This window comes from Pseudomonas sp. RW3S2, from assembly GCF_014268955.1.
Taxonomy (GTDB): Bacteria; Pseudomonadota; Gammaproteobacteria; order Pseudomonadales; family Pseudomonadaceae; genus Aquipseudomonas; species Aquipseudomonas wayambapalatensis.
This window is the reverse complement of sequence record NZ_JABWRM010000003.1, coordinates 288,540-303,095: the sequence shown is the minus strand read 5'-3', so window position 1 is coordinate 303,095 and position 14,556 is coordinate 288,540. Positions and strand designations below refer to the sequence as shown.

The 14,556-nt window shown below is 58.0% G+C and carries 11 protein-coding genes; 9 read left to right on the top strand and 2 right to left on the bottom strand.

Translation table 11 applies throughout. From position 1 onward, the window contains the following. Positions 1 to 274 precede the first annotated feature (274 nt). The 7 genes from HU748_RS06575 to HU748_RS06545 all read left to right on the top strand — a co-directional run bounded on the left by HU748_RS06575 (position 275) and on the right by HU748_RS06545 (position 5,374). On the top strand, positions 275 to 1,129 hold the full coding sequence (locus HU748_RS06575) for a hypothetical protein (protein WP_186719758.1): 855 nt from the start codon (positions 275 to 277) through the stop codon (positions 1,127 to 1,129). After that, on the top strand, positions 1,093 to 1,824 hold the full coding sequence (locus HU748_RS06570) for an HNH endonuclease (protein WP_202885225.1): 732 nt from the start codon (positions 1,093 to 1,095) through the stop codon (positions 1,822 to 1,824). The genes HU748_RS06575 and HU748_RS06570 overlap by 37 nt, the downstream gene beginning before the upstream one ends. Then, positions 1,821 to 2,198: a hypothetical protein gene (locus tag HU748_RS06565; RefSeq protein ID WP_346655457.1), complete on the top strand. Its 378-nt coding sequence runs from the start codon at positions 1,821 to 1,823 to the stop codon at positions 2,196 to 2,198. Before HU748_RS06570 ends, HU748_RS06565 begins: the two co-directional genes overlap by 4 nt. Before the next feature lie 444 nt (positions 2,199 to 2,642). Continuing rightward, entirely contained in the window at positions 2,643 to 3,206 is a 564-nt protein-coding gene (locus HU748_RS06560) for a hypothetical protein (RefSeq protein ID WP_238343295.1), read from the top strand. 698 nt (positions 3,207 to 3,904) lie between these two features. Next, positions 3,905 to 4,147 (top strand): hypothetical protein, encoded by a 243-nt coding sequence (locus HU748_RS06555; RefSeq protein ID WP_186719757.1) that lies wholly within the window; start codon positions 3,905 to 3,907, stop codon positions 4,145 to 4,147. Positions 4,148 to 4,394: 247 nt separating this feature from the next. Beyond that, entirely contained in the window at positions 4,395 to 4,778 is a 384-nt protein-coding gene (locus HU748_RS06550; RefSeq protein WP_238343294.1) for a hypothetical protein, read from the top strand. 203 nt (positions 4,779 to 4,981) lie between these two features. Beyond that, positions 4,982 to 5,374 carry a DUF2846 domain-containing protein gene (locus HU748_RS06545; protein ID WP_186667000.1) on the top strand — a complete coding sequence of 131 codons (393 nt, stop codon included), beginning with the start codon at positions 4,982 to 4,984 and terminating at the stop codon, positions 5,372 to 5,374. A gap of 123 nt (positions 5,375 to 5,497) precedes the next feature. On the opposite strand, the gene HU748_RS06540 is transcribed toward HU748_RS06545, so the two are convergent. Then, the gene (locus HU748_RS06540) at positions 5,498 to 5,851 is read right to left on the bottom strand and encodes a hypothetical protein (protein WP_063543983.1); all 354 of its coding nucleotides are present in this window, start codon (positions 5,849 to 5,851) and stop codon (positions 5,498 to 5,500) included. 331 nt (positions 5,852 to 6,182) lie between these two features. On the opposite strand from HU748_RS06540, the gene HU748_RS06535 reads away from it, so the two are divergent. Then, positions 6,183 to 11,048 (top strand): NAD-glutamate dehydrogenase, encoded by a 4,866-nt coding sequence (locus HU748_RS06535; protein WP_186666715.1) that lies wholly within the window; start codon positions 6,183 to 6,185, stop codon positions 11,046 to 11,048. Between the two features lie 66 nt (positions 11,049 to 11,114). On the opposite strand, the gene HU748_RS06530 is transcribed toward HU748_RS06535, so the two are convergent. After that, entirely contained in the window at positions 11,115 to 11,933 is an 819-nt protein-coding gene (locus HU748_RS06530) for a pyruvate, water dikinase regulatory protein (RefSeq protein ID WP_054892475.1), read from the bottom strand. A gap of 181 nt (positions 11,934 to 12,114) precedes the next feature. Here HU748_RS06530 and ppsA point away from each other — a divergent pair, with 181 nt between their 5' ends. Then, positions 12,115 to 14,490, top strand: a complete 2,376-nt coding sequence (gene ppsA / locus HU748_RS06525; RefSeq protein ID WP_054892474.1) for a phosphoenolpyruvate synthase — start codon at positions 12,115 to 12,117, stop codon at positions 14,488 to 14,490. The last annotated feature ends 66 nt before the right edge of the window (positions 14,491 to 14,556 follow it).

The window sequence follows — 14,556 nt, the reverse complement described above, 5'->3', positions numbered from 1 at the left end:
GGGCATGAAAAGCATGAAAGGGGCTAAACGTTGGGTGGGTCTAGTTTTGCTACTCTAATTTTGGTCACTATGGGGTCGAAGGAATCAGGTAGTCATGCAGGTCAAGGAAAAATCAATCTATCCCTGTTTTCTGGTTTTTCTGACTGACGGTTTCGTGGGTTTTTGAGTATTTACGAAAGACGGAAGGGGCGGTGAGACTCAATATATTTTTAGTTTTGCTCTTTGTTCTGTCTTGCTGTGTAACCAATCAACCACACAGCGTAGCGACAAGCTGTTGCAAGTCTACAAGCGCGATCCCTCATTGCTTAGCCAGGATGAGAAGGTCGAGCTCGCGGCAGACCTTCAGGTTTATGCCTTTGAGAGACTGGATGCCGTCAGGAAACTGGATGCCCAAAATGGCTTGGGTCTCAGCCATAGCCTGGCAACCGTCCAGGCAAGTGTCGCCGGTTTGCTCAGTGGTGAGCAGACCTTGGGCTATGGCTATCCCTATGCAGGTAGCAGCCAGGACAAGCTCGCGTGGACAGATGCTCAGCGCAGCCAAAGGCGGTGGGGAGCGAAGTCAGCATGGGTCGCCAAAAACGGCACGCAATACAACTTCCTTGGGGACCATTCGGCCAAGCAGCGAGACGAGGCAAGGGACAATTATCGCAAAGACGGCGGAATGGACGCCGCGCGTGATCTGGTCAACCTCGAAGGCGCGGATCAGCGTAGCGACAAGCTGTTGCAACTCTACAAGCGCGATCCCTCATTACTTAGCCAGGATGAGAAGGTCGAGCTCGCGGCATACCTGCAGGTTTATGCCTTCGCGAGACTGGATGCCGTCAGGAAAGTGGATGCCCAAAATGGCTTGGGTCTAGCCATAGCCTGGCAACCGTCCAGGCAAGTGTCGCCAGTTTGCTCAGTGGTGAGCAGACCTTGGGCTATGGCTATCCCTATGCAGGTAGCAGCCAGGACAAGCTCGCGTGGGCAGATGCTCAGCGTAGCCAAATGGGACTGGTTGAAAACCTGGCCTGGACCCGGGACCGTAGCGTCGACGAGCAGACCTACCTGGATGCCAAGTCCAGCCTTCGCATTGGCGAACAGCAGCAGGGTTTGGCCAACCTGGGTGATCCTGCGATCTACTTCCTGACCGGCTCTATTGGCAGCACGATCAGGGCGGTGGCGGCGACCAATGGAGCGCTGCAGTTTACGCAGGGTGCCAAGCAAGCGGTTGATGGTGATGGATGGAATGCCGCTGGTAATATGGTGGCCGGCCTGCTTGGGATGGCTACACTGGGGATTCCTGCCATCAAGGGTGGGGTGGGGCCTGTAGTCGTTGCTGACTCGAAAGTGGCAGGTGGGGGGAAAGGTAAAGGCTCCGAGGCTCCGTACAATCCGCAAACTACCAGAAATGAGCTGGAGTCCACTTATGGGCGTGACAACGTTCTTTCCACTACGGTTCCGCCAGTTGATGGTCGGAATGTGCATCTTGCAGGGCAGCGTCATCCGGTAACGGGAGTCGTATTCGATAACAGAGGCTTTCCTATATTTGATGATGTGACTGCCTTTGATACGCGGATATCAATTGATGCCTTTAAGGCTGCGAGTTATGAAGGGCAAATTAAACTTGCGACCAAAGATTTGTTAGGGGCTATTCAGCAAGGTCAAGTGAAATCTTCAAGTTTTACTGCTAAGCAACTCCAGCAGATTAGCGCAGGGGCAAAGAAAATCGATGGGTATACGTGGCATCATCATCAAGATAGTGGGCGGATGCAGTTGGTCCCTGAATTTATTCATAAGAAGACGGGGCATATTGGCGGCGAAGCCATGGGGGGTGGAATGTGAGTCTGAATGAGCCTGGTCGCTTCAGTGATGAGTTGATGGCGTTCGTGATGACCTGTCTTTTTTGTGGGGCTATAAGCAGGGATGAATTTAATTTTTGGTGCGCTCAAGCGTTGTCGCTGAATAACGCTCCAGCATTTTTGTTTGACTTAATGGATTTTCATGATGAGATTTTCAAGGTCTATAAGGTAATTGGCTATGTACCCCATTGGGAACATACGGAAGATGACGAGCATGCTTTGTATGGTATTTCTGTTCGTCGAGGGTTTGAGCCTTACGACATGCCTTTAACGTCCAATGAAGCGCTTGCGTGTCTTGAGGCGTCGCCAGATATTGAGCGGCTGTTCGGCCAAGTCTTTGACTTTATCAAGCTGTAAGCAGGGGCAAAAGCTGCAGAGGTCCCAAAGAATCCTAATCCTACTAGGGCGTTGACTGATGCCGAGGCTGGAACTAGTAGTTTGCCAAAGATCGGCTCTTTGAAAGGGGAGCCTGAGCTTCCACCCAAGAACGCGAGTCTGGAGATGGTTCGATCTATAATGGTGCCTGCGGCCGCGACGTCAGCCTCACCAGCCTCAGCGGCGATGTGGTCAACGAGCGCAGCGTCAGCAGTCATGCCAGTGGTGCGGGTAGGTACAGCAAGCGTGCTGACTTCGTCGAATTACATACGTTGATGGTAGTAAGGCTAAGATTATTGATCCTGCAACCTACAGGCCGACATTTCAAAGGCCTTCTAAGCCTATTTATGATGCAAATACGATATACCTGAATCCGCAAGGTCAGAAAGTGGAATTTAATCCTGTCACAAATTTGTGGAGTCCCGAATGATGTCGGTAGATAGATTTTCTATAGCTTGGGACGCTTCCATTATTCCAGGTGTATCACTTGCTGGAATACCCTTGCATGCTAGTGTAGTTGACTTGGATGCTGTGCTTTCGAAGTATTTGACTAGTGAGAACTCCTTGCGGTATAGGTTTGACGGGGCGCCAGACCTTTTGTTGAGTGGGTATCGCCTGGATGAGTGTGGTAATGGTGGTTATTCTTTTTCAATTGTTGAGGATGAAATTGTCGGTGAGTTAAAGAAAGGAGTTCCCGCATTATCTGTTCTTGTTCGCGGGGGGGAAGTGTACGCAGTTAAAGTTTATGACTTTAGCTTTCCGGGTGAAGCTGCGCATAGATTTGTTTACAAGGGTCTTTTGTCGGAGTGCGTAGGTTTGGGAAGTCTTGTATCTGATATTTTGTCATTTACTAGCCTGGAGTTTGATGAGGCCGAAGAGTGGTTTTATACCGATCGTGATTATGGTGTCCTTGAAATTACGGGGTGGGGGGTTCCTTTGGAGGAGCAGCCAGACCAGCTTATTACAGCGATTTGTGTGATTCAGGCGTGATAGGTTTGCATGTATAGAGTATAAAAATCTCTTGGCTGACTTGACGCCCTCTACACCGGCATGGGTACAAAGGCCTAGGTCATGATTATGTAGCTGGTTGGGTGTATATTTTTGCTTTTTTTGGCACGGATGTATCACCTCCGGCAGTACTTACCAGCGCAGCGATAGGCGGTATCATTGCTCAGAAGTCGCTGGAGAGAATATTTAATCTTTTGGATGGGATTAATGATTGGGCCGAAGTCAAGTCTGCAAGCTTTTCTGTTGCTGTTTTTATATTGTTTTTTAATATTTATGCTGGTTAGTGTTAGTGGGGTGCTTTTAGGAGCGACAATAAATTTCTTTAAGATGGGGCGTTGGGTGCTTGAATGCTCTGAGATTCTACAGCTAATTCCTAGGGCTTTAATCTACACAGTGTTTGCTACGGTAGGCATATGAGGCTGTCTCGGCTAAAGTCATATAAAGAACGTAAAGCTCCCGGAGATAAAGAGGAAAAAAGTTAGAGGTATGTCTCATGCGTGCTTTAGCTAAATCTGCCGAAAGCTCTCTGTAGGCGAATGGGGACAGTCATCGTGTCTCGGTTAATGTAGAGTTTCCTTAGCAACATCGGCCAAGAATTCAGCAATGACCTAACTCGCTATGGGTCCTCAGACTTCCGAAGCTACGGGTGGCAAGATAGGGGCAATAGGAGATAACTAGTAATGAAGCCCAAGTCGAGGTTTCAAGCTTATGTGCTGCTTTTAATTTATTTGATTATTTTGTTTTTCTTCGGAGGGGTCGGATCAAATTTTTTAGGGGCTATAGCCTTATATTTCAAATATGACACGTGGTTTTTCGGTTGGTCTGATATTTCCGGTGTGTTTCCTGGCTTTCTGGCCTATGCGGTACCTGTCTGGTTTGGGATATGCCTTGCTTCATATTTCAAATGGGGTGGTGGGAAGTAAATGTCGAAATAGTGCCCGAACGAGAGGTGGTGATTTTTTGAGTGGCTGAAAGGGGTGTTGTTGGTGAGAGTTGGTATATTTCTGGGTTGTTTTTTCTTTTGAGTGGCTGCGTCACAAATCAACTGCATTTTTCCCCTTATACGGCCGATTCTGAATTGGTTGCAATAAAAACAAAAAAATTAATTCATCGATAATCGGAGTTTCCAGCGTTGAGCGCTGCTCTCAGTGTTCTGAGAGCAGCAAGGTAGTGTGGCATGCTGCGAACTACAATGGGGGTTTGTATGAAGGTTTTGCCAGTGTTCCAGTCACTGACTGGATCAATTTTACCAAGCGAGCTATCGGCTCTGATGATGATGCGAACATAAAAACTCGCGTTGAGATCAATCGCATTTTTGTCAAGACTTGGAATAGTCCGGATTATTATGCGTGCGAAGCCAGTGTCTCGGTCTATGTCGAGGGTGCCAAATATGTTGGAGAGTCTCGTGTGAAATTAAAAGGCTCAGGCCAGGCGATGGTTGCTCAGGATTTAGCTTATCTGAAGGCTGAAGCATTGCATGTGGTAAGTCTTGCGTTGAAGGCTGCTTACATGGAAGCACTTGGTAGTAGAGAAAAAACGCGCATTAACAATTAGCGTTTTCAAAGTGTAGCGGGTCAGCCGCCACGGCAGCAGGTTGACGTCAAGATGATGGCGAATTAATATCGCCGCCGCTATTCCGCCCCTACCACCCTTTCGTAAGCAAGGAAGCCTTTGTGATCAAGACCCTCCTCAAAGCCACCGCCGTACTCTCCATTGCGCTGCTTTACGGCTGCGCCTCCACCCCCTCGGCGGACAAGATGCAGGCGGAGGTCGCCAACTACTCGCTGCCCAAGGCTGCGGTAGCCGACAAGGCCCTGGTCTACGTCGTTCGCCCGAGCAACGCCGGGATGATGGTGCGTTTCAACGTCTTCCTCGATAACAAGGAAGCCGAGTCGGAAATGGGCTACAACCGTGGCAATCAATACATCTACTTCTACGTGACCCCGGGCACCCACGTGATCAGCTCCAAGGCCGAGAACTGGGCCGAGATGACCGTGAATGCGAAGGCCGGTGAGGTCATCTACCTCAAGCAGGAAGTCGAAGTCGGCGTGCTGATGGCGCGCAACAGCCTCAAAGTGCTGAGCGACCTTGAAGGCCGCTACCTGGTCAAGGATGCATCGCTGGGCACCCTCGCGAAGGAAAGCAAGTAAGCGCTGTCGATCCATGCGCTGATCGGCAAGTACACAAAGGCGACCCTTGAGTCGCCTTTGTTGTGTGCATTGTCGATGCGTCTTCGACCTCTGCGCAGGCAAGCCCGCAAAGGGGCCTCCACCTCAGATCTCGGAAACGAACGTCCCCGTTCCCTCAAGAATATTGCGCAACGTCAGCGCCACTTCCTCCAGATCGCTACCGGCCGACGTGAGCAGGATCTCCAACGATTCATCACCCCTGAGTGCATCCCGATCCCCCGGGGAGACCTCGATCAGCAGGCGCTCGGCACTCAAGGTCACTTTCAGCCCGTCCAGCGTCGACGGTTCGTCATCGAGCGTCAGGTCGACGGTGTCTTCGTCCGGATAGCGGGTGAGCAGGAACATCTGGCCCTTGTCGCTGTGGCAGCACAGGGTCGCCATGTTGTCTTCCTCGTCATCGCAGGGGGTGGCGAAGAGCAGGGCGGTTTTCAGTTGCATGGGCAGCTCGGTTCAAGGAAATGAAATGCGATTGTGCCAGTCTGGGCCTTGCGCATAAACGCAATGTTACCGCCCTTTGACCGAATATGTCGCAGCGCTGCAAGCCGGGATGACCGCTCAGTCGTTAAGCTGCCCAGTTGATGGACAACCGTAAAGACACAGCCACCGGCAGTCGTCTTTGCAGCTGCCCATCCCTGGAACATGGACGCGAAGGAAGCGTCCTACGCCTTGGTTTTACCGTCTTCCTGCTACGGGTTGGCTATCGTTGATCCGTACATGGCGCACGTACACGACGCTTCACCTATAACAAAGCCCAAGCGGAGTACCACAGATGGCGTTTTTCACCGCAGCCAGCAAAGCCGACTTCCAGCATCAACTGCAGGCGGCCCTGGCGCAGCACATCAGCGAGCAGTCCCTGCCACAAGTGGCGCTGTTCGCCGAACAGTTCTTCGGCATCATCTCTCTGGACGAACTCACCCAGCGTCGGCTGTCCGACCTGGCCGGCTGCACCCTCTCTGCCTGGCGCACCATCGAGCGCTTCGACCCGAGCACTGCGCAGGTGCGGGTCTACAACCCTGACTACGAACGCCACGGCTGGCAGTCCACGCACACCGTGGTCGAAGTCCTGCACCATGACCTGCCGTTCCTGGTCGACTCGGTACGCACTGAACTCAACCGCCGCGGCTACAGCATCCACACCCTGCAGACCACCGTGCTCAGCGCCCGCCGCGGGCCGAAGGGCGAGTTGCTCGAATTGCTGCCCAAGGGCACCCAGGGTGAAGGCGTCAGCCACGAGTCGCTGATGTACCTGGAGATCGACCGCTGCGCCAATGCCGCCGAGCTGACCAGCCTGACCCGCGAGCTGGAGCTGGTACTGGCCGATGTGCGCGTCGTCGTTGCCGACTTCGACCCGATGAAGGCCAAGGTCCGCGACCTGCTGGCGCTGGTTGGCGAAAACGCCTTCGGCCCAGCGCAGAACGACAAGGCCGAGGTGCAGAGCTTCCTCACCTGGCTGTTGGACAACCACTTCACCTTCCTCGGCTACGAAGAGTTCGTGGTCGAGTCCGACGCTGCCGGTGGCAGCCTGGTCTACGACGAATCGTCCTTCCTCGGCCTGCCGCGCGTGCTGCGCAGCGGCCTGAGCAATGAAGACCTGCGCATCGAGGACTACGCCGTCAGCTACCTGCGCGAGCCGCGCCTGCTGTCGTTCGCCAAGGCTTCGCAACCAAGCCGCGTGCACCGTCCGGCCTACCCAGACTACGTGTCGATCCGCCAGATCGATGCCGATGGCAAGGTCATCAAGGAATGCCGCTTCATGGGCCTGTACACCTCGACGGTGTACGGCGAAAGCGTGTACACCATCCCGTACATCCGCGGGAAAGTCGCCGAGATCGAGCGCCGCTCGCACTTTGACCCCAAGGCGCACCTGGGCAAGGAACTCACGCAGGTGCTCGAAGTGCTGCCGCGCGACGACCTGTTCCAGACCCCGATCGACGAGCTGTTCAACACCGCCATGTCGATCGTGCAGATCCAGGAACGCAACAAGATCCGTGTGTTCCTGCGCAAGGACCCGTACGGCCGCTTCTGCTACTGCCTGGCCTACGTGCCGCGTGAAATCTACTCCACCGAAGTGCGCCAGAAGATCCAGCAGGTCTTGATGGAGCGCCTGAAGGCTACCGACTGTGAGTTCTGGACCTTCTTCTCCGAGTCGGTGCTGGCACGTGTGCAGTTGATCCTGCGGGTCGACCCGAAGAACCGCATCGACATCGACCCGCAGCAGCTGGAAAACGAAGTGATCCAGGCCTGCCGTTCGTGGCAGGACGACTTCTCCGCGCTGGTGGTGGAGAACTTCGGCGAAGCCCAGGGCACCAACATCCTCGCCGACTTCCCCAAGGGCTTCCCGGCTGGTTACCGCGAGCGCTTCGCCGCGCATTCGGCAGTGGTGGACATGCAGCACGTGCTGGCGTTGTCCGAAGCCAAGCCGCTGGCCATGAGCTTCTACCAGCCGCTCACCCAACTGGGCGAGCGCCAGCTGCACTGCAAGCTGTATCACGCCGACACGCCGCTGGCGCTGTCCGACGTGCTGCCAATCCTGGAGAACCTCGGTCTGCGTGTGCTGGGTGAATTCCCCTACCGCCTGCGCCATGCCAACGGCCGCGAGTTCTGGATTCACGACTTCGCCTTCACCTACAGCGAAGGCCTGAGCCTGGACCTGCAGCAGCTCAACGACACGCTGCAGGACGCCTTCATCCACATCGTCAAGGGCGACGCCGAGAACGACGCCTTCAACCGCCTGGTGCTCACCGCCGGCCTGCCATGGCGCGATGTGGCGTTGCTGCGCGCCTACGCCCGCTACATGAAGCAGATTCGCCTGGGCTTCGATCTGGGCTATATCGCCAGCACCCTGAACAACCACACCGACATCGCCCGCGAGCTGACCCGGTTGTTCAAGACCCGCTTCTACCTCGCGCGCAAGCTCGGCCAGGATGACCTGGACGACAAGCAGCAGCGCCTGGAGCAGGCAATCCTCACCGCCCTGGACGATGTTCAGGTGCTCAACGAGGACCGTATCCTGCGTCGTTACCTGGACCTGATCAAGGCCACGCTGCGTACCAACTTCTACCAGCCCGACGCCGCTGGCCAGAACAAGTCGTACTTCAGCTTCAAGTTCAACCCGCGCCTGATTCCCGAGCTGCCCAAGCCCGTACCGAAATTCGAGATCTTCGTCTATTCGCCACGGGTCGAGGGCGTGCACCTGCGCTTCGGCAACGTCGCCCGTGGCGGCCTGCGCTGGTCGGACCGTGAGGAAGACTTCCGTACCGAGGTGCTGGGCCTGGTCAAGGCGCAGCAGGTGAAGAACTCGGTAATCGTGCCGGTCGGCGCCAAGGGTGGTTTCCTGCCGCGTCGCCTGCCGCTGGGTGGTGGCCGAGATGAAATCGCCGCCGAGGGTATCGCCTGCTACCGCATCTTCATCAGTGGCCTGCTCGACATCACCGACAACCTCAAGGACGGTGGCGTGGTGCCGCCAGCCAACGTGGTGCGCCATGACGACGACGACCCCTACCTGGTGGTGGCCGCAGACAAAGGCACCGCGACCTTCTCCGACATCGCCAACGGCATCGCCAACGACTACGGCTTCTGGCTCGGCGATGCCTTCGCCTCCGGTGGTTCGGCTGGCTACGACCACAAAGGCATGGGCATCACCGCTCGTGGTGCCTGGGTGGGCGTGCAGCGCCACTTCCGTGAGCGCGGCATCAACGTGCAGGAAGACCCGATCACGGTGGTTGGCATCGGCGACATGGCCGGCGACGTGTTCGGCAACGGTCTGCTGATGTCCGACAAGCTGCAACTGGTGGCCGCGTTCAACCACCTGCACATCTTCGTCGATCCGAATCCGGACCCGGCAACCAGCTTTGCCGAGCGCAAGCGCCTGTTCGAGCTGCCGCGCTCGGCCTGGACCGACTACAACAGCGCGATCATGTCCGAAGGCGGCGGGATTTTCCCGCGTAGCGCCAAGAGCATCGCCATCAGTCCGCAGATGAAGGAACGCTTCGCCATCGAAGCTGATCGCCTGACCCCGACCGAACTGCTGCACGCACTGCTGCAGGCGCCGGTCGACCTGCTGTGGAATGGCGGTATCGGCACCTACGTCAAGGCCAGCAGCGAGAGCCATGCCGACGTCGGCGACAAGGCCAACGACGCCCTGCGCGTCAACGGCAACGAGCTGCGCTGCAAGGTGGTGGGCGAGGGCGGCAACCTGGGCATGACCCAGCTCGGTCGTGTCGAGTTCGGCCTGCACGGCGGCGCCACCAACACCGACTTCATCGACAACGCCGGTGGCGTGGACTGCTCCGACCACGAGGTCAACATCAAGATCCTGCTCAACGAAGTGGTGCAGGCTGGTGACATGACCGAGAAGCAGCGCAACCAGCTGCTGGGCAGCATGACCGAGGAAGTCTCCTCGCTGGTGCTGGGTAACAACTACAAGCAGACCCAGGCCCTGTCGCTGGCGGCCCGTCGCGCCCGCGAGCGGATCGCCGAGTACAAGCGCCTGATGGCCGACCTTGAGTCGCGGGGCAAGCTGGACCGCGCCATCGAGTTCCTGCCGACCGAAGAGCAACTGGCCGAACGTCTTGCCGCCGGCCAGGGCCTGACCCGTGCCGAGCTGTCGGTGCTGATCTCGTACAGCAAGATCGATCTCAAGGAGCAACTGCTCAAGTCGCTGGTGCCGGACGACGACTACCTGACCCGTGACATGGAGACGGCGTTCCCGCCGTCGCTGGTCAGCAAGTTCGCCGAGGCCATGCGCCGTCACCGCCTCAAGCGCGAGATCGTCAGCAACCAGATCGCCAACGACCTGGTCAACAACATGGGCATCACCTTCGTGCAGCGCCTGAAGGAGTCCACCGGCATGAGCCCGGCCAACGTTGCCGGTGCCTACGTGATCGTGCGCGACATCTTCCACCTGCCGCATTGGTTCCGCCAGATCGAGGCCCTCGACTACCAGGTGCCGGCCGAGATCCAGTTGACCCTGATGGACGAGCTGATGCGCCTTGGGCGGCGTGCCACCCGCTGGTTCCTGCGCAGCCGTCGCAACGAGCAGGATGCTGGTCGTGACACCGCTCATTTCGGGCCGAAGATCGCGCAACTGGGGCTCAAGCTCGACGAACTGCTGGAAGGGCCGACCCGCGAACGCTGGCAGGTGCGCTACCAGGGCTTCGTCGAAGCCGGGGTGCCGGAGTTGCTGGCACGCATGGTGGCAGGCACCACTCACCTGTACACCCTGTTGCCGATCATCGAGGCCTCGGATGTGACCGGCCACGATCCGGCCCAGGTGGCCAAGGCGTTCTTCGCCGTGGGCAGCGCGCTGGACCTGACCTGGTACCTGCAGGAAATCAGCAACCTGCCGGTGGAGAACAACTGGCAGGCCCTGGCCCGCGAGGCGTTCCGCGACGATATCGACCTGCAGCAGCGGGCGATCACCATTTCCGTGCTGCAGATGGCTGATGCACCGGACGACATGGATGCCCGTGTGGCCCTGTGGGCCGAGCAGCACCGGGTAATGGTCGAGCGCTGGCGCGCCATGCTCGATGACCTGCGCAACGCCACGGGCACCGACTATGCGATGTACGCGGTGGCCAACCGCGAGCTGGTCGACCTGGCGCTGAGTGGGCAGTCGGTGGTGATTCCGTCCTGACCTTGGCACTGAAATGAAAAACCCCCGGCAGTGATGCCGGGGGTTTTTTGTTCGTCTTCAGCGGCCCTACTTGAACCGCCGCTCCACGCCTTTCTCCACGAGGATCTTCGCCGAAATCTCCTCCACCGAAAAATGCGTGGAGTTGATGTTGGGAATGTTCTCCCGGCGGAACAGGTTCTCCACCTCGCGCACCTCGAACTCGCACTGGGCAAAGCTCGAATAGCGGCTGTTGGGTTTGCGTTCGTGGCGAATGGCGGTCAGGCGGTCGGGGTCGATGGTCAGGCCGAACAGCTTGTTGTGGTGCTTTTTCAGCACCGCCGGCAACTGCAGGCGCTCCATGTCGTCCTCGGTCAGCGGGTAGTTGGCGGCGCGGATACCGAACTGCATGGCCATGTACAGGCACGTCGGCGTCTTGCCGCAGCGCGATACACCCACCAGGATCAGGTCGGCCTTGTCGTAGTAATGGGTGCGCGCACCATCGTCGTTGTCCAGGGCAAAGTTGACCGCCTCGATGCGCTCCATGTAGTTGGAGTTGCCGCCGATCGAGTGCGATTTGCCCACGGAATACGACGAATGGGCGGTCAATTCCTGCTCGAGTGGGGATAAAAACGTCGAAAAGATGTCGATCATGAAGCCATTGGACGTGGCCATGACCTCGCGGATGTCCTGGTTGACGATGGTATCGAAGATAATGGGGCGCACACCGTCGCGCTCGGCCGCGGCATTGATCTGCTGGACCATGGCACGCGCCTTGTCGAGCGTATCGATGTAGGGGCGGGTGAATTTGGCGAAGGGAATGCTTTCGAACTGCGCCAGCAGGCTTTGGCCCAGTGTTTCGGCCGTGATGCCGGTACCGTCGGAGATGAAGAACGCGGATCGTTTCATTTGCACCTGAGGCCTTAAGCTGCCGAATGTTTCTGGATATGATAGGTTCGGTTTGCCGAACGCGGTCGTTCGGCATTCTCACTTATTTTCCAGGTCCAGGCCACAAGCGTCCCGGCCCAGCCGCAGAGTCGACAGGCGGGCGCCCTTGAGCTTTTCCAATACAGTTAGTGGAGAGATCACCTTGGTAGAGTACGTAGTTTCCCTCGATAAGCTCGGCGTCCATGATGTGGAGCATGTGGGGGGCAAGAACGCATCCCTGGGCGAGATGATCAGTAATCTTGCCGGTGCCGGCGTATCGGTGCCGGGCGGCTTTGCCACTACGGCTCAGGCGTATCGCGACTTTCTCGAACAAAGTGGTTTGAACGACCGCATCCACGCCGCGCTCGATGCGCTGGACGTCGATGACGTCAACGCCCTGGCCAAGACCGGCGCACAGATTCGCCAGTGGGTGATGGAGGCCGATTTCCCGGCGCGCCTGGACGCCGAAATCCGCACCGCCTTCGCCGAAATGGCTGCCGGCAACGACAACATGGCCGTGGCCGTGCGTTCTTCGGCGACCGCCGAAGACTTGCCGGATGCCTCGTTCGCCGGCCAGCAGGAAACTTTCCTCAATATCCGTGGCGTCGACAACGTGATCCGCGCGGCCAAGGAAGTGTTCGCCTCGCTGTTCAACGACCGCGCCATTTCCTACCGCGTGCACCAGGGCTTCGACCACAAGCTGGTCGCACTGTCGGCCGGCGTGCAGCGCATGGTGCGTTCGGAAACCGGCACCGCTGGCGTCATGTTCACCCTCGACACCGAGTCGGGCTTCCGCGACGTGGTGTTCATCACCGGCGCCTACGGCCTGGGCGAAACCGTCGTGCAGGGTGCGGTCAACCCTGACGAATTCTACGTGCACAAGAACACCCTGCAGGCAGGCCGCCCGGCCATCCTGCGTCGCAACCTGGGCAGCAAGGCGATCAAGATGGTCTACGGCGACGAAGCCAAGGCCGGTCGTTCGGTCAAGACCGTCGAGGTCGACCGTGCCGAGCGTGCGCGCTTCTGCCTGAGCGACGCCGAGGTCAACGAACTCGCCAAGCAGGCGATGATCATCGAGCAGCACTATCAGCGCCCGATGGACATCGAATGGGCCAAGGACGGTGACGACGGCAAGCTGTACATCGTGCAGGCTCGCCCCGAGACCGTGAAGAGCCGCGCCAGCGCCAATGTCATGGAGCGCTACCTGCTTAAAGAGAAGGGCACGGTACTGGTCGAAGGTCGCGCCATTGGCCAGCGTATCGGCGCTGGCAAGGTCCGCGTGATCCACGATGTGTCCGAAATGGACAAGGTGCAGCCAGGCGACGTACTGGTTTCCGACATGACCGACCCGGACTGGGAACCGGTCATGAAGCGCGCCAGCGCCATCGTCACCAACCGCGGTGGCCGTACCTGCCACGCCGCGATCATCGCCCGTGAGCTGGGTATCCCGGCCGTGGTCGGTTGCGGCAACGCGACGCAAGTGCTCAAGGATGGCCAGGGCGTGACTGTTTCCTGTGCCGAAGGCGACACCGGCTTCATCTTCGAGGGCGAGCTGGGCTTCGACGTCAAGCAGAACTCGGTGGATGCCATGCCGGAGCTGCCGTTCAAGATCATGATGAACGTCGGCAACCCCGACCGCGCCTTCGACTTCGCCCAACTGCCCAACGCGGGTGTGGGCCTGGCGCGCCTTGAGTTCATCATCAACCGCATGATCGGCGTGCACCCCAAGGCACTGCTCAACTACGCGGGTCTGCCGCCTGAGCTGAAAGAGAGCGTCGACAAGCGCATCGCTGGCTACAGCGACCCGGTGGGCTTCTATGTCGAGAAACTGGTCGAGGGCATCAGCACCCTGGCCGCAGCCTTCTACCCGAAAAAGGTGATCGTGCGCCTGTCGGACTTCAAGTCCAACGAGTACGCCAACCTGATCGGCGGCAAGCTGTACGAGCCGGAAGAAGAGAACCCGATGCTGGGCTTCCGCGGAGCCTCGCGCTATATCAGCGAGTCGTTCCGTGACTGCTTCGAGCTCGAGTGCCGCGCCCTCAAGCGCGTGCGCAACGAGATGGGCCTGACCAACGTCGAGATCATGGTGCCGTTCGTGCGCACCCTGGGCGAAGCCAGCCAGGTCGTCGACCTGCTCGCCGAGAACGGCCTGGCCCGTGGCGACAATGGCCTTCGCGTGATCATGATGTGCGAACTGCCGTCCAACGCCATCCTCGCCGAAGAGTTCCTGGAGTACTTCGATGGCTTCTCGATCGGCTCCAACGACCTGACCCAGCTCACCCTGGGCCTGGACCGCGACTCGGGGATCATCGCCCACCTGTTCGACGAGCGAAATCCTGCGGTCAAGAAGCTGCTGGCCAATGCCATCGCCGCGTGCAACAAGGCGGGCAAGTACATCGGCATCTGCGGCCAGGGCCCTTCGGACCACCCTGACCTCGCCAAGTGGTTGATGGAGCAGGGCATCGAGAGCGTGTCGCTGAACCCGGACTCGGTACTCGAAACCTGGTTCTTCCTGGCCGAAGGTCAGGGCGCAGCCTGATGCATCACGCGCGGGGCGCGTCCTGACGCGCTCCGTGCATCTGCCTCTTCGCGGGCAAACCCGCTG